Source organism: Streptomyces sp. NEAU-YJ-81 (genome assembly GCF_017592595.1).
In the GTDB taxonomy this organism is placed as follows: domain Bacteria; phylum Actinomycetota; class Actinomycetes; order Streptomycetales; family Streptomycetaceae; genus Streptomyces; species Streptomyces hygroscopicus_B.
Genome location: NZ_JAGFNO010000012.1, coordinates 161,008 through 178,592, shown reverse-complemented (window position 1 = coordinate 178,592; position 17,585 = coordinate 161,008). Strand labels below are relative to the sequence as shown.

15 protein-coding genes are annotated in these 17,585 nt (G+C 72.1%); 5 read left to right on the top strand and 10 right to left on the bottom strand.

Annotated features, from left to right (window positions below):
• Nucleotides 1–42: 42 nt before the first annotated feature.
• The 4 genes from J5X86_RS25450 to J5X86_RS25435 form a co-directional block, all read right to left on the bottom strand.
• The gene (locus tag J5X86_RS25450; RefSeq protein ID WP_208519044.1) at nucleotides 43–2,247 is read right to left on the bottom strand and encodes a PQQ-binding-like beta-propeller repeat protein; all 2,205 of its coding nucleotides are present in this window, start codon (nucleotides 2,245–2,247) and stop codon (nucleotides 43–45) included.
• Nucleotides 2,248–2,260: 13 nt separating this feature from the next.
• Entirely contained in the window at nucleotides 2,261–4,396 is a 2,136-nt protein-coding gene (locus tag J5X86_RS25445) for a PQQ-binding-like beta-propeller repeat protein (protein WP_208519043.1), read from the bottom strand.
• A 125-nt stretch (nucleotides 4,397–4,521) separates the two neighbouring features.
• Nucleotides 4,522–4,728: a DUF397 domain-containing protein gene (locus J5X86_RS25440; protein WP_208519042.1), complete on the bottom strand. Its 207-nt coding sequence runs from the start codon at nucleotides 4,726–4,728 to the stop codon at nucleotides 4,522–4,524.
• Nucleotides 4,725–5,561: a helix-turn-helix transcriptional regulator gene (locus J5X86_RS25435; protein WP_208519041.1), complete on the bottom strand. Its 837-nt coding sequence runs from the start codon at nucleotides 5,559–5,561 to the stop codon at nucleotides 4,725–4,727. The genes J5X86_RS25440 and J5X86_RS25435 overlap by 4 nt, the downstream gene beginning before the upstream one ends.
• Before the next feature lie 209 nt (nucleotides 5,562–5,770).
• Between J5X86_RS25435 and J5X86_RS25430 the strand changes: the two genes are divergently transcribed.
• Nucleotides 5,771–6,217: an ATP-binding protein gene (locus J5X86_RS25430; protein ID WP_374229293.1), complete on the top strand. Its 447-nt coding sequence runs from the start codon at nucleotides 5,771–5,773 to the stop codon at nucleotides 6,215–6,217.
• Here J5X86_RS25430 and J5X86_RS25425 read toward each other — a convergent pair.
• Nucleotides 6,182–6,757 (bottom strand): TetR/AcrR family transcriptional regulator, encoded by a 576-nt coding sequence (locus tag J5X86_RS25425; protein ID WP_208519039.1) that lies wholly within the window; start codon nucleotides 6,755–6,757, stop codon nucleotides 6,182–6,184. The two genes, J5X86_RS25430 and J5X86_RS25425, sit on opposite strands and share 36 nt — an antisense overlap.
• Nucleotides 6,758–6,874: 117 nt before the next feature.
• Here J5X86_RS25425 and J5X86_RS25420 point away from each other — a divergent pair, with 117 nt between their 5' ends.
• Nucleotides 6,875–7,825, top strand: a complete 951-nt coding sequence (locus tag J5X86_RS25420; protein WP_208519038.1) for a DMT family transporter — start codon at nucleotides 6,875–6,877, stop codon at nucleotides 7,823–7,825.
• On the opposite strand, the gene J5X86_RS25415 is transcribed toward J5X86_RS25420, so the two are convergent.
• Nucleotides 7,763–8,674, bottom strand: a complete 912-nt coding sequence (locus J5X86_RS25415) for an NAD-dependent epimerase/dehydratase family protein (protein WP_208519037.1) — start codon at nucleotides 8,672–8,674, stop codon at nucleotides 7,763–7,765. The genes J5X86_RS25420 and J5X86_RS25415 overlap by 63 nt on opposite strands.
• 105 nt (nucleotides 8,675–8,779) lie before the next feature.
• Nucleotides 8,780–9,613, bottom strand: a complete 834-nt coding sequence (locus J5X86_RS25410; RefSeq protein WP_208519036.1) for a YwqG family protein — start codon at nucleotides 9,611–9,613, stop codon at nucleotides 8,780–8,782.
• Nucleotides 9,614–9,869: 256 nt separating this feature from the next.
• On the opposite strand from J5X86_RS25410, the gene J5X86_RS25405 reads away from it, so the two are divergent.
• The 3 genes from J5X86_RS25405 to J5X86_RS25395 all read left to right on the top strand — a co-directional run bounded on the left by J5X86_RS25405 (nucleotide 9,870) and on the right by J5X86_RS25395 (nucleotide 11,841).
• Complete coding sequence (locus J5X86_RS25405; RefSeq protein ID WP_208519113.1) at nucleotides 9,870–11,087, top strand: TerD family protein; 1,218 nt, start codon at nucleotides 9,870–9,872, stop codon at nucleotides 11,085–11,087.
• 68 nt (nucleotides 11,088–11,155) lie between these two features.
• Nucleotides 11,156–11,446: a hypothetical protein gene (locus J5X86_RS25400; protein ID WP_208519035.1), complete on the top strand. Its 291-nt coding sequence runs from the start codon at nucleotides 11,156–11,158 to the stop codon at nucleotides 11,444–11,446.
• Nucleotides 11,428–11,841, top strand: a complete 414-nt coding sequence (locus J5X86_RS25395) for a PIN domain-containing protein (RefSeq protein WP_208519034.1) — start codon at nucleotides 11,428–11,430, stop codon at nucleotides 11,839–11,841. Before J5X86_RS25400 ends, J5X86_RS25395 begins: the two co-directional genes overlap by 19 nt.
• A gap of 171 nt (nucleotides 11,842–12,012) precedes the next feature.
• Here J5X86_RS25395 and J5X86_RS25390 read toward each other — a convergent pair whose 3' ends face one another.
• The 3 genes from J5X86_RS25390 to J5X86_RS25380 form a co-directional block, all read right to left on the bottom strand.
• A complete protein-coding gene (locus tag J5X86_RS25390; RefSeq protein ID WP_308124715.1) occupies nucleotides 12,013–13,101 on the bottom strand; it encodes an LLM class flavin-dependent oxidoreductase in 1,089 nt (362 codons plus the stop codon).
• 101 nt (nucleotides 13,102–13,202) lie between these two features.
• Nucleotides 13,203–14,669, bottom strand: coding sequence for an alkaline phosphatase PhoX (locus J5X86_RS25385; protein ID WP_208519033.1), 1,467 nt, complete (start codon nucleotides 14,667–14,669; stop codon nucleotides 13,203–13,205).
• Nucleotides 14,670–15,677: 1,008 nt separating this feature from the next.
• The gene (locus J5X86_RS25380) at nucleotides 15,678–17,234 is read right to left on the bottom strand and encodes a hypothetical protein (protein WP_208519032.1); all 1,557 of its coding nucleotides are present in this window, start codon (nucleotides 17,232–17,234) and stop codon (nucleotides 15,678–15,680) included.
• Nucleotides 17,235–17,585: the final 351 nt, after the last annotated feature.

Sequence of the window (17,585 nt, the reverse complement as noted above, 5' to 3'; positions counted from 1 at the left end):
GGGCTGTTTATCTGAGGCTGGGCTGTTCACCTGGCGGCGGAATCAGCGGGTGACCGTGGCCGCGTGGAGGCGCCCGTCACCACCGTCGAAGTAGGCCACCCCGTCCACGACGGTCACGTTCGGTTCATGGTCATCCGCCAGGCGGACCTGCCCCAAGGAGTCGCCGCTGTCGGCGCTCAGGAGTTCCAGAGCGCCGGCCTCGGTACTGACGTAGACCGTGCCCGCCGTGACGGTGGGCGGCGAACTCACCCGTGGCATCCGGTACTTCCACCGCAAGGCGCCGGTCTCCGCGTCGACGGCGAATACGTGGCCGGACCCCGATTCGTCTTCGGTGTTTCCGCCGATGTAGACGACCCCGTCGGCGACGACCGGGGGGCTCGCATCCGGGAAGTCGGAGAGATCGGTCCGGTACTTCCACAGCAGATCGCCGCTGTCGGCGTCCCGGGCGGACAGAACGCCGTCGTCGCCGACGGTGTGGATGACACCGTGGGAGACGGTCAGCGACGTCATCGCGCTGGGGAGGATGTCCGCGCTGATGTGCACCTTCCACACCTGCTTGCCGGTGTCGGCGTCAAGGGCATAGAGATGCGAACCGCGTACGGTACGGGCCCCGAAGTAGACGACCCCGTCGTCATAGGCCAGCCCGGCGCCCCGGCCGAGTACATGGCTCCACTCCTTTTCACCGGTTGCGGCATCCACCGCGTACAGGGTGGCGTCGCCGCCGAGTTTGCTGCTGGAGAAATAGGCGGTTCCGCCGACCACGACCGGGCCCGCGTCCACCCAGCCGTTGGGCTCGAACTCCCACCGATGTCTTCCGGTGGCGGCGTCCAGGGCGTACACGCGGCTGCGGTCCTGGTCGAATCCGTCGTCGCGACTGCTGAAGTAGACCGCCCCTTCGGCGAAGACCGGCGAGCCGTCGTCGCCCATCGTCCGGCCGAATTCCCACACGCGGTCGCCGGTGTCGGCGTCCAGGGCGGACACGCCGCCGTCGTCCTCGCCGAAGTAGACCCGTCCGCCCTCGACCGACGGTGGCGATTTCGTGCCCTGCGAGTAGGACCACAACTGCTTCAGTACCGGCGCGGGGGGCTTCTTCCCGGTCTGCTTCCCGGTCTGCCTCCCGCTCTGTTTCCCGCCGGACCCGTGGTCGGGGAGAAGCGTCACGGTGACCACGACCGCGAGGACGACGGCCACCGCGAGACCCGCCAGCACCGGGCCCCGCGTGAACCAGCGCCTCCAGCGCCGCTCGCCGCCGGAGCCGGGCGCCTCCGGTGGGCCCGGCACGGGCGCCGTCGCGCGGACGGTGGGGGGCACGGCCTCGACCGTGGCCTGTCCGGCGGGCGCGTCCCATGGTTCGGCCTGCCTGCGGCTGATGTCGGTCGTCACCCGCTCGGGCAGCCAGCCCACTCTCATCGACGAGCCGTCGGAGGTTCCGGCCTGCGCGGCCCGGCTCAGCTCTGCCACCAGGTCCGGCACCGTGGGCCGTTGGCCCGGGTCCTTGGCCAGGCACCGGGCCACGACGTCCGCCAGTCGGGGCGGCAGGCCGGTCAGGTCCGGTTCCGCATGGACCACCCGGTAGTTCAGGGCGTGGGCGGGGCCGCCGCCGAACGGGCCGGATCCGGTCGCCGCGTAAGCCAGGACGGCACCGAGGGCGAAGACGTCGCTCGCCGCTCCCACCGTGTCGCCCGCCAGTTGCTCGGGGGACATGAAACCGGGCGTGCCGATCGTCGCCCCGGTCTCCGTGAGCTTGGTGGCCTCGGCCGCCAGGGAGATGCCGAAATCGATCAGCCGCGGGCCGTTTGCGGCCAGCAGTACGTTCGACGGCTTGAGATCGCGGTGCACCACATCAGCACCGTGTACGGCCTCCAGCGCCTCGGCCAGCGCGGCGCCCAGCGCCAGCACCGAGGGCTCCGGCCAGGCGCCGTGCACGTCCACCGCCGCGTCCAGGGACATCCCCGGCACGTATTCGGTGGCCAGCCACGGCGGCATGGCCTCCGGCTCGGCGTCCACCACAGCGGCGGTGAAGAACCCCGTCACCCGGCGGGCCGCCTTCACCTCGCGGTCGAACCGGCGCCGGAAATCGGGATCCTCCGCAAGCTCGGCCCGTACGACCTTCACCGCGACCGCGCGGCCACCCGGTGACCGGCCCAGATACACCTGCCCCATCCCGCCTCGGCCCAGCCGTGCGACGATCCGGTACCGCCCGACCCGCTCGGGGTCCCCCGCTTCCAGCGGCGCGAACTCCCCCACTTCGCCCCCTCACTCAATCCCGTGGCCGGGACGCGTGCAGACGCCCGGCATCCTCGTAGTAGAGCGTGCCGCCGACGACGGTCGGATTCTCCCCCGGCTCCCCTTTCCACAGTCGCTTGCCGGTGTCGGCGTCCAGGGCGTACAGCGCGCGGCTGCCGTCCTCGCCGTCGGTGAACTGGACGGTACCGCCCGCGACGGACACCAACTCCACATCCGCCAGGCCCGGCTTGTGCCGCCACAGCGGCTTTCCGCTGTCGGCGGCGAAAGCGCACACATAGCCGTCGTTCTCGAAATAGACCACGCCGTCGGCGACTATCGGGTCACCCGCCCCGTTGGCCACGGCCGGATCCCACAACTTCCCGTCGAAGGCACGCTTCCACGCCTCCTGGCCGGAGTCGGAGTCGACCGCGTGCAGGGTGCCGTCCTTGGTGCCGACGTAGACGGTCCCGTCGGCGACGGCGGGTGAGGACGCGATGTCGCTACCGGCATTGAACCGCCACAGGTCGTCGCCGGTCCTGGCGTCCACGGCGTACAGAGCGTCGCCTTCGGCACCCGAGACGGGGTAGACGACTCCACCGGCGACGGTCGCCCCTTGCCGCAGTGATCCGTCGTACTTCTTCTTCCAGATCACTTCGCCCGTACCGGATTTCAGCGCGGCCAGGAAGGCGCCGTAGGTCACATAGGTGGTGTCACCGACCTTGGTGGGCGTCGCATGAACCCCACCGTCCTCGACCTTCCAGACTTCCTCACCGCTGTCGGCGTCCAGAGCGTACATATGGTCCTTGTCGCCGTAGAAGGCCATCCCGTCGGAGGCCCCCAGCAGAAAGAGCGTGGCTTCCGCGCGGTGCCGATGCCACAACTCGTCGCCGGTGTCGGCGTCCAGCGCGTACAGGCTGTCTTCGCTGTTGTCGACGTAGACCGTGCCGTCCGCCACCGTGGACAGTTCCATTTGGTCGTCCAAGGCATAGGACCACAGCTCCTTGCGCACCGGTTCCTTCCGCGCCGGCTCCTTCCGCGCCGGTGCGCCGCTGGAGGCATCATCGCCCTGGCCGTCGCCGCCGGACAGACGACCGGAGAGGAGCGCCGTCGTGCAGACGAGGGCGAGGACTGCGATGACGACGAGCCCCGTCAGGACGCGGCCTCGGGTGAGCCTGCGCTTTCCGCCGCCGGGGGTGGAGTCGGACGGTGGGGGGTGGGCTCCCGAGGAGGCCGGGGACGGTGCCGTGGCAACGGTGGTGGGAACGGTCACGACGGTGGTCGGTCCGCCGGACGTGGGCGGGAGGGTGGGCAGGGGCGTGGCCTGCGCGCGGGCGATCTCCTCGGCCACCGGCTCGGGCAGCCAGTCGGCCTCGGTGTAGAAGCCGTCGGCCCGCTCGATCCCCGGCGCCCGGCCCAGTTCCTCCATCAGCCGTGGCATGGTGGGCCGTTGACCAGGGTCCTTGGCCAGGCACCGGGCCACGACGTCCGCCAGTGCGGACGGCAGGCCGGTCAGATCCGGCTCCGCATGGACCACCCGGTAGTTCAGAGCCTGGGCATTGCCGGTCCCGAACGGGCGGGTTCCGCTCGCCACGTAGGCCAGGACAGCGCCCAGGGCGAAGACGTCACTGGCAGCCGAAACCCTGTCGTCCACCAGTTGCTCGGGCGAGATGAAGCCGGGCGTACCGATCACCGCTCCGGTTTCGGTGAGCTTGGTGCTCTCGGCCGCCCGCGAGATACCGAAGTCGATCACGCGCGGGCCGTCCGCGGCCAACAGCACGTTCGAGGGCTTCAGATCGCGGTGTACCAGGCCGGTGCGGTGGATGGCGTCCAGCGCCTCGGCCAGCGCGGCGCCCAGCGCCAGCGCCGAGGGCTCCGGCCAGGCGCCGTGCACGTCCACCGCCGCGTCCAGGGACATCCCCGGCACGTATTCGGTGGCCAGCCACGCCGGGGTGCCTTCGGGGTCCGCGTCCACGACCGCGGCGGTGAAGATGCCGGTCACCTGACGGGCCGCCGCCACCTCGCGCGCGAACCGGCGCCGGAATTCCAGGTCGTCCGCCAGCGCGGACCGCACCACCTTCACGGCGGCCGCGCGACCACTCGGTAGCAGGCCCAGATACACCTGGCCCATCCCGCCCCGGCCCAACCGCCCGACGATCCGGTACCGCCCCACGCGTTCGGGGTCCCCCGCCTGCAATGGTGCGCACGCCGCCATTCCGTTCCCCCGTTCTTCCAGCACTATGGTGCACCGAGGGGCCGTCAGCAGGCTGACGGCCCCTCATGAACGATCGTGATGAGCTAGGCGCTCGCGCTTGCGTGTGCGGTGAACCCTACGAACTCGGCCCACTGGTGGGCGGTGAAGGTGAGGATCGGACCGGAGGTGTTCTTGCTGTCCCGGACGTGCACGGTGTCGGGGCGGCATGCGGCGACCTCGATGCATGCGCCGCCCTCGCCGCCGCTATAGCTGCTCTTGAACCACACCAACTGGCCTATGTGCTTGCTCATAGCTCTCCCAGCAGCTTCTCAATGAAGATGGACGACTCCCGTGGAGTGAGAGCCTGCGCCCGGATAATCCCATATCGTGCGGCAACAGTCCGGACGTGTTCTCGATCGGTGAGCAGGGTGCTTCGCCCTTGGCCTTCGAGGTACGCAACCTGCTCACCCCCTTTGGCGGTCATCAGAATGAACGGGCCATCGATTCCGGCGTTGTCCTCCCGAGCCGTCGGCATGACCTGGATTTCCACATGCCGCTTCTGCCCGATCAGGAGCAACTGTTCCAACTGTCCACGCAGGACGCACTTCCCGCCAAATGGGCGCTGGAGAACAGCTTCTTCGACGACGAAGCTAAGGAGCGGCGCAGGCCGTGCGTCAAAAATCGCCTGGCGAGCCACCCGTGCGGCTACGCGCTGCTCAACAGTCTCCTCGTCCAACAACGGACGGCGCAGCGTGAACATTGCTCGCGCGTAGTCATCCGTCTGCAAGAGGCCGTTCATCACCTGCACGTCGTAAGAGTGCACCTCAACAGCGCCCGCCTCAATCCGCGCCGCATCGCGAAAGAACGCCGGATACCGCGCCCGCGCCACCTCCCCCTTCATCGCCTTCAGCAGGCCCCCGCCGCCCAGCACCTCATCCGCCTTGTCGATCAACTCCGGCTTGGGGATCCGCCGTCCCTGTTCGACCGCCGCGATCTGATCCGCGCCGTAGCCGACCCGCGAGCCCAACTCGGCCTGCGTGAGCCCGGCGCGCTCCCGTAACAGCTTGACCTGCACGCCGAAGCTCTTGATGAACGCCCCGGAGTCCTCCCCGTCCGGCAACTCCGGCCGCCCCGCACTCGCCATGTTCCATCACCTCCGCCGCGCCGACCGCAGGTCACGGTCGACAACCCCGACACCAAACCCACCGTGCCCCTACAGACACGGTCAGTACTTGCGCGCTTCCTGGTCAGGCTAGGCACAGCCCCGCAAGGCTCGTGCCCATGACGACCGAAAATGCCCCCTCACGAGGTACGCGGCCGGGACAACCCACGCCCGCACCCGGCGAGTTCGCCATGCGCTTCACCTCGACTCCGCGCGGTGCGCGCCTCGCTCGGCGACTTGTGTCGCACCGACTCGCCGCGTGGGGCTACCCGTACGATTCCGGCCCCAACGAGACCGCGACCCTGATCGCCAGCGAGCTGACCGCCAACGCCGTACGGCACGGCCGCGTCCCGGGGCGGGACTTCCACGTACGGCTGACCGCGCCCCTGGGCGACGCCCCCGGGGCGATCCGCATCGAGGTATCGGACACCCGCACCCAGAAGCGGCCCGCGCTCACCACCGCCGCGCCCGACGCCGAAACGGGTCGCGGCCTGTACCTCGTCTCGCAGCTCGCCGAGCGCTGGGCGGTCGGGCCCCGCCCCTGCGGCGGGCCCGGGAAGACCGTATGGGCCGAGATCGCGACCGAGACCAAACCGTCAGGCTCAGGCCCGGGCCCGCTCCAGCGCCCGCACGGCTAGCCGCCGCGCGATGCCGACCGCATCGGCGACCACCGACAGCCCGTTCAGCACCGTCGCGCCCTCGTGGAGCAGCAGCAGCTCGTCCGCCAGCTCGTCGGGGGCCGTCACGCCCGCCTCCTCGCACAGTTGCCGCAGATACTCGCGCAGCCATCGCTTCTGGTCGGCGATCACCTGCCGGGCCGGATGGGCGGCGTCCGGCAGTTCGGCCGCAGCGTTCACGAAACCGCAGCCACGGGGGTTCTCGCGGGCCACCCATAGCGCGAGCGCGTCGAACGTGGCCAGGGCGCGGTCCGCCGGGGGCGACTTCTCGACCTCGGCGGTGAGCCACGCCCGCCACCGCTCATCGCGCTCCCGCAGATACGCGGCGACCAGGGCCTCCTTGGAGCCGAAGCGGTCGTAGAGCGTCTTCTTCGTGACACCGGAGCGCTTGGCGATCAGATCCACGCCGACCGCGTTGATCCCCTGCCCGTAGAACAGCTCGGCGGCGGTGTCGAGGATGCGGCGCGCGGCGGGGGTGAGCACTCCCGTAGGCGCTTCCATGCCGTGATCACCTCCGGGTCGGGGTTGACGTGTATACCGATCTGTTTAGTCTAGTGGATGAGGGAGTAAACAGATCGGTATACCCGGAGCAGACCCCAACCAGAACGAGGACACCCCATGCCCGTCAGCGCCGCCGTCACCTCCATCGGCCTCGTCGTGATGTGGAGCTCCGGCTTCATTGGAGCCGAGCTCGGCACGAGGGAGGCCGCCGCCGACACCCTGCTGATGTGGCGCTTCCTCGCGGCGGCGGCGATCTTGGGCGGCGCCTGGGCGCTGTTCAGGCGCCGCAGGCTGCGCCCACGCGCCCTGGCCGAGCAGGCGGCGATCGGGGCGCTTTCACAGGGCGGCTATCTCGGCGGGATCGTCTGGGCGGTCGGGCTCGGCGTGCCGTCCGGCACCGCCGCGCTGATCGCCGCGTTGCAGCCGCTCGCGGCGGGCGCGCTGGCCGGGCGGCTGCTCGGGGAGACGGTCAGCCCGCGCCAGTGGGCGGGGCTGGCCATCGGCCTCGGCGGGGTCGCGCTCGTCGTCCAGGGCGATCTGTCGGCGGGCCCCACCACCGCCCCGGCCTGGGCGTACGGGCTGCCCTTCGCCGCCATGGCGGCACTGCTGGCCGCGAGCTTCCTCGAACGCAGGGCCCGGGCGCCGCTCGCCCCCATGGACGCCATACCGCTCCACTGCCTCGTCAGCGCCGTACTGTTCACCGGGGTCGCCCTCGTCGGAGGCCATGCCGCACCCCCGGCGGGCGGGGGCTTCTGGGCCGCGGTGGCGTGGACGGTGCTGCTCTCCACGGTCGGCGGCTACGGCTTCTACTGGCTGAGCCTGCGCCGCAACGGCGTCACCGGCACCAGCGCGCTGATCTACCTCACGCCCCCGACCACGCTGGTGTGGGCCTACGCGATGTTCGGGGACGCGCCCGGGTGGACCGCCCTCGCGGGCATGGCGGTGTGCGTGATCGGCGTGACGGCCGCCACCGTGCGCCGCCCTGTGCACCGCCGCCCCGATCGGTCAGCGCAGCTCGCGGAGGATCCAGTCCGCGATCGAGCGGTGTCGCGGGTCCCAGCCGAGTAGCGCGCGGGCACGGCGCGCCCGTACGCGGCTGTTGGAGCCCAGGGCGTGCCGGGCGAACTGGGGGTTCCAGACGTTGTCCGGCGCGTCGGGGTCCCAGGGGCGGGGGCCGGGCAGTCCAAGAGAGCGGGCGATGGCCTCGGCGATCGCGCCGAACGACTCCTCACCGTTCTCCACGAAGTAGAAGGCGCCCGGAGGCGTCTTCTCCAGCGCGAGGAGGTAGAGGTCGGCGACGTCGTCGACATGGACGGTGGACCAGATGTTGCGGCCGGGGCCGACATGGCGGACCACCCCACCGGCGCGGGCCTGCCGGACCAGTGCGGCGATCAGGACACTGTCCCGGCCCGGGCCCCGCCCGTGCCCGTAGATCAGGCTGTCGCACAGCACCGCCGACCGCACCTCCCGCTCGGCCGCGCCGAGCACCAGGCGGTCGATGGCGACCCGGGCCGCGCGGATGGGGTGGTCGGGCTCCCAGGCCGATCCCGGGTCCAGGACGCCCTCGTCGTAAACCACCTCCGACGCCTCGCCCTCCGTGCCGGTGCCGACCGTGCTGGAGCCGCTGGTGTGGATCAGCGCCTTACCTGATCCGGCCAGGGCGGCGATGAGCGTGTCCACGGCCGCGCGGTGGTCGCTGTCGGCCGCGTTGACCACGGCGTCGGCCCGGCGGGCCCGCGCGGCGAGGAGGTCCGCGTCGTCGAGCGAACCCACCACCGGCTCGATGCCCAGCCGGGCGAGCTGCCCGGCCTTGGCCGGATCGCGGGTCAGCCCACTGACGTGGTGGCCTGCTCGGAGCAGGCGGACGGCGACGGTGCCGCCGATGTAGCCGCTCGCGCCGGTGACGAAGACATGCATGGGCGGGTGCCTTTCTGACGGGTCGGCCTCCCTGACGGGATCAGCCCGCAGAATCGATCGGCACCCGACGGATCCCCAACGGGGTTTGCCGGGGCGGCAAAGCCGTCAGCAGCACTGCCAGGTGAACATGGCCTTCTCGAAGCGGCCCGCGGCGAGGTCGTCGGGGCGGATCAGCCAGTACAGCGCGCCGCCGTCGCCCCACATCATGTCCGCGTCCTCGTCGGAGTCGAACTGCGCGAGGAGCACCCAGCGCCCCGCCTCCTCGTCGAGCCGCGGGTCCTCCCACGACACGTCCCGTCCGCCCAGCGCGCCATGGGCCACCACGATCTCCACCGCGCCCTGAACGGCCTGGGCATGGCCGCCGATCTGATGGGCGACACCGCTCTGGTGGTCCCATATCGCCCTCTCGAACGCGTCCGGAAACGCGTCCTCGCCGCACGCCGCGGTCAGCGCGGGCAGATCGAAGTCGGGGGCGCTCGGCGCCATATGGGCGGTCAGCGGCAGCTCCGGGTAGGGGGTGAGACCGGGCGGTGCGGGCCGTACGGGCGCGTCGGCGGGCGCGGGCGGGAGGTGGAGCACGCGGGCACCGGCCCAGGTGTCCGGGTCGGCGGTGTCGACCAGCACGTCGTCGTCCTCGTCGCCGTAGTAGAAGAAGGCCAAGCGGCCATCGGCGGGCAGCGGTATGTCCAGCTCCCCCCGAGGCAGCGCGGCGCAGTCCAGATCGGCGACGAAGCCCAGCGGCCCGTGCCCCTCCCACACCGGCCACTCCACGCCCTCGGGCAGCCGGGGCAGCCCGCCGAGCCGGCCGACGACCGGATCGGCCGCCCCGGCCGGGCGGAGGTGGGCGGCCGGGCGCAGCAGCCCGGTCCAGCGGGCGGCGAGGTCGGCGGGCAGGTGGGTGCGGGCCAGGGTGTGCAGCGCGTCGGGCTCGGTCGTCATGCGGACCATGATGGCGGGGGCCACCGACAGCCGGACCGGGCCGACCGGGGCGAGGCGACCAGGGCCCGACCGCGGCGAGGCAGGCCACGGCCCGACCGCGGCCGGGCGGCTCACGGGCGACCGCGGCGGGGCGGCTCACGGGCGACCGCGGCGGGGCGGCTCACGGGCGACCGCGGCGGGGCAGGTCTTGACGGAAGTCAGACGCAGGTCAAGGAACCGTAAAGCGGGGGCGTTCGTTACCCCGGGCATGACCGCTATGACACCCGGCTCGAATCTCCCCCTCTCCGTCGCGCGCGTGGCGGTTGACGTCACCGCTCCGGTGCGGCTCGACGTATCGGGCCTGCTGCTCACCGCCAACGGCAAGGTGCGCTCCGACGACGACTTCGTCTTCTACAACCAGCCCGCCGGACCCGGGGTGACCCATCGCGCCGGAGCGGCGGGCGCGGGCGACACCATCACCGTGGACACCGCCGCCGTCCCCGCCGACATCGAGAAGATCGTGGTGACCGCGAGTCTGGACGCGCCAGGGGCGACGTTCGCGGGCACCGAGCCGACCGCCACCGTGCGCGGCGCCGACGACGGCGCGGTGATCGCCACGTTCACCCCGCCGCAGCTGGGCAACGAGACCGCTCTGGTGACCGTGGAGGTCTACCGGCGCAATGGGGCGTGGAAGGTGCGCGCGGTCGGGCAGGGGTATGCCAACGGTCTGGCGGGCATCGCCACCGACTTCGGGGTGTCGGTCGAGGAGCCCGCCGCACCGGCCGCCCCCGCCGCCCAGGCGCCGGCCCCGCCGAGCGGCCCGCCCGCCGGTTTCCAGCCCCCGCCGCCCATGCCGAGCGCCCCGCCGCCCGCCGCCCCGGCCGCGCCGCCCGCCGCCGCACCGGCCCCGGCCACCGGGAAGATCAACCTCGACAAGGGCCGCGTCAGCCTGCAGAAGAACCAGACGGTGTCGCTGGTCAAGGGCGGCCGCCCGTTGCTCAGCTCCGTGAAGATGGGCCTGGGCTGGGAGCCCGCCTTCCGCGGCAAGGACATCGACCTGGACGCGTCCGTGATCGCCTTCGGCGTCGACCGTAAGAAGATCGACGCCTGCTTCTTCGGCAAGCTGGCCATCCTCAACGGCGCCATTCAGCACTCCGGCGACAACCTCACCGGTGAGGGCGGAGGCGACGACGAGTCCATCACCGTCCACCTCGGCGGCCTCCCGCCCGAGGTCACCGCCCTGGTCTTCACGGTCAACTCCTTCACCGGCCAGAAGTTCACCGATGTGGCCAAGGCGTACTGCCGCCTGCTCGACGCCCAGTCCGGCGAGGAACTGGTCCGCTTCGACCTCACCCACGCCGAGTCGCGCACGGGCGTGATGATGGCGAAGCTGATCAAGCAGTTCTCGGGCGAGTGGGAGATGACCGCGATGGGTGAGTACGTGGACTCACGCACCGTGCGCGGCATGGCCAAGCCCGCCGGCAAGGCCCTGTGAACCACCCCGCCCGCCACCCGTCAGGCGTTTCCGCCCCGGATTATTAAACCGATTGCTAAACTGGCCGCATGCATGAGGACTCAGTGGAGCCGGGAATCGGGGAGGGACCCGCGAAGGCGCTCAGCGTGTCCCTCCCCGAGGGCACGGTGCGGGCGTTGCGGGACCGGGCGGGCAACCGCGGCGTCTCCGCCCTTGTCGCCGCTGCCATCGAGGCGCACCTGCGCAACCAGGCCACTCGCGAGAATCTCGCCGAGTTCGAGAAGGAGCACGGCCCCTTCACGGCCGAGGAGCGCCAAGCGGCCGCGGACGTCTGGTCCGCGGCCGAAGGCCGGGAGTCCCGGTGGCGCGAGGCCGGCTGACCGGGGCCGGCAGCTTGGTGCTGGACAGCCAAGGGTTGTCGCTCTACCTCGAAGAGGACCGGGCCGTGATGAACATGGTGCGGTCCGCGCTGGACCGCGGCGCCGACCGCGTGGTCAGCGGAGCCACGCTCATCGAAGCCCAGCACAACGGCATCAAACGCGCCCGCTGGAACCACGTGCTGTCGCAACTGCGCGTCGAACCGCTCAGTGTCGACTGGTCCAAGGAAGCCGCGCTGCTCCTGCGGGACACCGGCCTGCACGGCCACAAATACGCCATCGACGCCATGGTGGCCGTCACCGCGCTTCACCAGGCAGGTCCTGTGGTCATGCTGACCTCGGACACGGACGACATGGCCAAGCTGTGTGGGGAGAGGATCACGCTTGTCGCCGTCTGACGTGAGCCCAAACGAACTGACGGGCGCCGATTGCCACCAGGCCGCGCGGCGACAGGTCGAGCGGGACCGTCTTGCCGAGCTGACCGCCGAGTACGAAGCCCGTCATGGGGCACTGAGCCGGGCGGAGGTCGACGCGGCGCGGGCGCTTCTGCGCCACTGCGGATGCCGGACTCATGACCACGACTCGGCATGCGCGAACCCGGTGACGTTGCGGCCCGGCGCCGAACCGGAACCCGGGCCGGGGCCGGAGTCGCCCGACAGCCCCGCCAAGCGGGCCAGGCGTCGGTACGAATCCAGCAGGGCCTCGCGGTCGTAGGTGCTCGTCGTGACCAGCACCTCGTCGGCGTCGCTGCGCTCGATCAGCTCGTCGAGCGCGGCGGCGACCTCGTCCTCCGTGCCGTACAACTGGCCGCGCAGGCCCCGCTCGTAGAAGCCGCGCTCCTTCTCGGTCATCTCCCGGGCCTCGATCTCCGAAGCCGGGGCCAGCGGCGGGAAGGCGCCGTGGGTGCGGGAGTAGGCCATCGCCCATGCCTCGGGGAGCAGCAGCCGGCGGGCCTCCTGCGCCGTGCCGGCGACCGCGACATTGCCCGAGACGACGACGTACGGGGCGGAGGACCACGCCGAGGGGCGGAAGCCCGCGCGGTAGCGGTCGATCGCGCGCAGCATCTCGTCCCGGCCCCGCAGATCGCCGATCACCAGGGACAGTCCGGCCCGCGCCGCCAGATCCGCGCCCGCGCCGGTGGCCAGGACGAAGACGGGCAGCCGCAGCCCCTCCGCCGGATGGGCGTGGACCTGGGGGTAGGCGTCCTGCTCGCCGGTGAACCAGCCGAGCAGCTCGTCCAGTTGGGCGCCGAAGTCCTGCGCGGCGTCCTTCTCGGTGCCCAGGGCGCGGCGGATGCCGTCGGTGAAGCCGACGGAGCGGCCCAGGCCCATGTCGATCCGGCCCGGGAAGAGGGATTCGAGCACCCCGAACTGCTCCGCGACGACGAGCGGGCGGTGGTTCGGCAGCATCACCCCGCCCGTGCCCACCCGGATGCGGACCGTCGCCGCCGCGACGGCGGACGCCAGCACCGTGGGCGCCGAACCGGCGACGCCGGGCACGCTGTGGTGCTCGGAGACCCAGAAGCGGTGGTAGCCGAGGGCCTCGGCCTGCTGGGCGAACCGTACGGTGTCGCGAAGCGCCTGCGACCGCTCCCGGCCCTGGCGGGTGCGGGAGCGGTCCAGGATGGAGAAGGGGGTGGTGCGCAGGCGTGAGGTCACCCTCACGTCAACGCATCCCCCGGCCGGGAGGATTCCCCCGGGCCTTGCGGCCGTCCGGCCTTCGCCTTCGGCCTTCGGCCTTACGGCCTGATCGGCGTACGTCAGCGCTGGCGGCGCCAGGGGCCGGTGATCGCGAGCATGATGCCCGGCACCTGGATGTTGGCGTACAGCGTCGATCCGTCGGGCGAGAAGACCACACCGGTGAACTCGCTGAACTCCGGCTCCTCCGCCGTGCCGATGTTCAGGTCGTTGCGCGCGATCGGGTACGTCCGGCCGTCCTCGGTGGCGCCGAAGAGGTGCTGGATGCCCTCGCCGTCCTCGGCGATGACCAGACCGCCGTACGGCGAGACGGTGATGTTGTCCGGGCCGTCGAAGGCGCCGTCCTTCGACGGGTCGGGGTTGACGCCGAGCAGCACCTTGAGGGTGAGGGTGCGGCGCTTGGGGTCGTAGAACCAGACCTGGCCGTCGTGCTGGACCGGGCTCTCCTCACGGGCGAACGAGGAGACGATGTACGCGCCGCCGTCGGCCCACCACATGCCCTCGAGCTTGCGCGCCCGGGTGATCTCGCCGTCCTTGAACTGCTTGCGCACCGACACGGACTTCGCGTCGCGGTCCGGCACCGGCTCCCAGTCCACGCCGTAGACCGTGCCGGTCTTGGTGGCGCGGGACAGGTCGTCCACGAAGTTGCCGCCCGAGTCGTAGCACTTGGGCGCCTGAAGCACGCCCGCGTCGTCCTTGAGCCGGTCGAGCTTGCCGCGGCCGTGCTCGAAGCCGTGCGGCGGCACCCAGCGGTAGAGGAGGCCGTTCGGGCCGGAGGCGTCCTCGGTGAGGTAGAGGTGGCCGCGCTTGGGGTCCACGACGACGGCCTCGTGGGCGTACCGGCCCAGGGCCTTGATCGGCTTCGGGTCGCGGTTGGCCTTACGGTCGTGCGGGTCGACCTCGAAGACGTAGCCGTGGTCCTTGGTCATGCCGTTCTGGCCGGCCTTGTCCTCGGTCTCCTCGCAGGTCAGCCAGGTGCCCCAGGGGGTGCGGCCACCGGCGCAGTTGGTGGCGGTGCCCGCGATGCCGACCCACTCGGTGACATGGTCGCCGTGCTTGGAGACCTCGACGACGGTGCAGCCGCCGGAGGCCGCCGGGTCGTAGACCAGCCCCTCGATCAGCGGGACCGGGTGCGGCCAGTCGCTGCGGGGGCCGGCCAGCTCGTGATTGTTGACCAGCAGCGTCGCACCGCGCGAGCCCTCGAAGGTGGCGGTGCCGTCGTGGTTGGACGGGGTGGACTCGCCGGACTCCAGCTTCGTCTCACCGGTGCGGGTGATGATCTTGTAGCGGAACCCCTTGGGCAACGCCAGGATGCCCTTGGGGTCCTCGACGAGCGGACCGTAGCCGAGCGACGCGCCGCCGTGACCAGGGTGGCCCGCGACGCCCGCGGCACCCGCGGCGCCCGCGTCGGTCGCCTCAGCGGCGAGCGCGCCGGGGGCGGTGGCGAGCACCCCCGCGCTTCCGACCAGGGCGACCCCGGCCCCGGTGTACGCGGAACGCTTCGCGAAGTCTCTTCGGCTGAGCGACATGTCTTCTCCCGAACGCAGGATGGTGTCCTCCGACTGCGGCCATACGTTCCCGTCCCCGCCCGAACATCAGTTGAACGGAGCGCGACATCAAGGGACGAATGACCGCCGACCCCTTATACGGAGCGTAGGCCGATACGGCTCTAGGCAGCCCTCAACTTCCCGGCCGGGGGAAATCGCGAGCCCCTCGCGGGACCGGTGCCCCCCGAGGGGCCTTCGGCGCGGCGGAGTGGGCGTGCCGCCCGGCGGCACGCCCGTCCAGCGGGCGGGCGCCCGCACCGGACCGCGACACGCAAGCGCCAGGCAGGCCCCGGGACGGGGCCAGCCCCGCCCACGCCCGTGCTCGTGCCAGGGGGTGCCCGGCGGATCTTTCCCCTCCCCGCCCCTTCCCGATACCAAGGGCTCCGCCCCTGGACCCCGGAGTCCGAGGCGGACCCCCACCAGGCGGCGGAGCCGCATACCGATGCCGCGGGAAGGCACAGGGACGGGAACAGCCTGCCCGGACCGCACCCGTCACCAGGACTTCACCCCCGGACCCCGGGGTCCAGCGCAGAGCCCCACCACACGGCGAAGCCGCACACCGATGCCGCGGGAAGGCACAGGGACGGGAACAGCCTGCCCGGACCGCACCCGTCACCAGGACTTCACCCCCCGGCCCCGGGGTCCAGCGCAGAGCCCCACCACACGGCGAAGCCGCACACCGATGCCGCGGGAAGGGGCGGGAGGGGAACAGCCCCGTCGCAAGCGGCACGATCCGGCGGATATCCCTGAGCGGGGTCTCCCGCGCGGCGGATGCCGCGAGACGCCCCCGGCGGTACGCCCGTGGGTGTTGCGAGGCGCGGTGCGCGGGTGTGGGGCGCTTCTGCCGTCCGGGGCCCGGGGTGTCGGGGGCACGGGCGGCACCGGGCCGGGCCAGGCGGGCGGTCGTTCTGCGACGACGCCACGGGCCGGCCCAGGCCGCAGCGCGCCCGCGTCACGGATCGGCCACGGCCGCGGTGAGCCCCCGCGTGGCTATGCCCTTGAGCGGGCCTTGAAGGCGGCCTTGCGGGCTTCCTTGGCGGCCTGCTTGTCCGGGTGCAGTCGGCCCATCGCCTCCAGCACCTCCGCGGTCGCCGGGTGGTCCACCCGCCAGGCCGAGTCGAAGAAGCTCCCCGACTGGTCGACCAGGCCGCGCACCAGATCCCGCAGCTCCGCCGAGTCGCCCTCGGTGGCGAGCTGGGCCGCGAGGGTGTCCACGGTCAGCCAGAAGACCATCGCCTCCGACGGCTCCGGGACGCCCGCCACCTCGTGCTCGGCCAGCCAGACCCGGGCCAGTCCGCCCAGGTGGCGGTCGTCGAGTACCTCGCGCAGCGCGGGCTCGGCCTCGGTCCCGACCAGCGAGAGGGTCTGCTGGCAGGTGAGGCGGCGCAGGGGTGCGTCCTCGTCGTCGCCGCGCGCGGCGGCCAGCAGCTCGCGGGCGGCCTCCTCGGGCGTACGGCGGGCCAGCCACTGCTCGGCCTCGGCCTGCGCGGCGGGCTCGGGGTGGCCGGGGAGGGCGTCCAGCAGGATGTCGGCGCCCTTGTCGGCCAGGTCACCGACGGCCGGGGCGTCGATGCCCGCCTCGATCATCCGGGCCCGTACGGCGTAGACGCCGAGCGGGGTGAGCCGCACCATGCCGTAGCGGGAGACGTCCTCGTCCTCGAGCTCCTCGGCCGTCTCGGGCTCCTGGATCCGGCCCTCGCCGTCGACCTCCTGGATCAGCGCCTCGTCCACCGGCTGGTAGTCGATCAGGCCGGTCGGGGCGAGCAGCCGGAACTGGTCGTCCAGCCGCACCATCGCCTCGGAGACCTCTTCGAGGACGTCGTCGGTGGGCTCGTCCATGTCCTCGGGGACGATCATGGAGGCGGCCAGCGCGGGCAGCGGTACGGAGGCCGCGGCGGCCTCCTCGTCCAGGGCGGTCAGCAGATAGAGGTTGCCCAGCACCCCGTCGAGGAACTCGGCCTCCTCCTCAGGGTTCCAGTCGATCGCGTCGAGGTCGAGCTCACCGCCCTCGCTGATCTGGGCGGCGATGTCACCCAGGTCGGGGGCGGCGGCATCGGCCAGCACCGTCTCGAAGCCGTCGAGCCAGATGTCCAGAATGTCGCGGGGGCCGCCCTCGGTGATCAGCCGCAGCTCCTCGCCGCTGATCGCGAGGGCGGAGAACTCGTCCCCGAGCGGCGCCTCGCCGTCCGCACGGTCGCCGTCACCCTTACCGTCGCCATCGCCGTCGCCATCGGGCCGCGCGGCCGCCCCGGCGCCCGACGCCTCCTCGGACTCGTCGATCTCGACCAGCCCGGTGTCGACGGCGAGCTGCCACGCCTGCGCCGTGTGCTCGGGCCCGTCCTCGTCCCCCGCGAGCCCCAGCAGCTCGATCGCCGCCCGCAGCTCGCCCTCCGGCAGCACCCCGCCCGACGCCACCGGCTTCCCCGGCTCGGCCCAGCGGGCGAGCCGGACCGCGCGGGCGAGGAGCGGCGCGGCGAGTGCGTCCCGCGCGAGTTCCGCGTCGGTGCGAAGCCGCACGGGCGGCATGGTGGGGCGCTCTTCTGGCATGGGCGGACGTCACTCCTCGGGGCGCGGAAGTCGCGGGGGCTGTGGGGCTATAGGGCTGTGGGGCTATGGAGCTGTGCGGGGGCTGTGGAGCTATGAGGCTACGGGTCTCAGGACCCCGCTGTGGAGCCATGGGGGTACGGATATGCGGGTGTACGGGCACGGGCGCCACGGCACGGCCCGGACCCCAGCGTAGACGGAACGGGAGGGCACTTTCGTCCCGATGTGGTCCCGCGTCCGATCCCGCACCGCGGCAAGCGGTGAATTCGGCCGGCGGGCTCCGGGAACCGGCCGGGGCGAGGGGGCGGGCGGCGCCCCCTGGTTCATGTCCCCGCCCCGCTCCCGCCATCCGCA

What these genes read in the sequence shown, in the direction of transcription:
- J5X86_RS25435 (WP_208519041.1), bottom strand. Translation starts at nt 5,561, where the DNA reads ATGGCGAGTGCGGGGCGGCCGGAGTTGCCGGACGGGGAGGACTCCGGG.
- J5X86_RS25380 (WP_208519032.1), bottom strand. Translation starts at nt 17,234, where the DNA reads ATGCCAGAAGAGCGCCCCACCATGCCGCCCGTGCGGCTTCGCACCGAC.
- J5X86_RS25440 (WP_208519042.1), bottom strand. Translation starts at nt 4,728, where the DNA reads ATGAGCAAGCACATAGGCCAGTTGGTGTGGTTCAAGAGCAGCTATAGC.
- J5X86_RS25425 (WP_208519039.1), bottom strand. Translation starts at nt 6,757, where the DNA reads ATGGAAGCGCCTACGGGAGTGCTCACCCCCGCCGCGCGCCGCATCCTC.
- J5X86_RS25410 (WP_208519036.1), bottom strand. Translation starts at nt 9,613, where the DNA reads ATGACGACCGAGCCCGACGCGCTGCACACCCTGGCCCGCACCCACCTG.
- J5X86_RS25420 (WP_208519038.1), top strand. Translation starts at nt 6,875, where the DNA reads ATGCCCGTCAGCGCCGCCGTCACCTCCATCGGCCTCGTCGTGATGTGG.
- J5X86_RS25415 (WP_208519037.1), bottom strand. Translation starts at nt 8,674, where the DNA reads ATGCATGTCTTCGTCACCGGCGCGAGCGGCTACATCGGCGGCACCGTC.
- J5X86_RS25385 (WP_208519033.1), bottom strand. Translation starts at nt 14,669, where the DNA reads ATGTCGCTCAGCCGAAGAGACTTCGCGAAGCGTTCCGCGTACACCGGG.
- J5X86_RS25400 (WP_208519035.1), top strand. Translation starts at nt 11,156, where the DNA reads ATGCATGAGGACTCAGTGGAGCCGGGAATCGGGGAGGGACCCGCGAAG.
- J5X86_RS25405 (WP_208519113.1), top strand. Translation starts at nt 9,870, where the DNA reads ATGACACCCGGCTCGAATCTCCCCCTCTCCGTCGCGCGCGTGGCGGTT.
- J5X86_RS25430 (WP_374229293.1), top strand. Translation starts at nt 5,771, where the DNA reads ATGCGCTTCACCTCGACTCCGCGCGGTGCGCGCCTCGCTCGGCGACTT.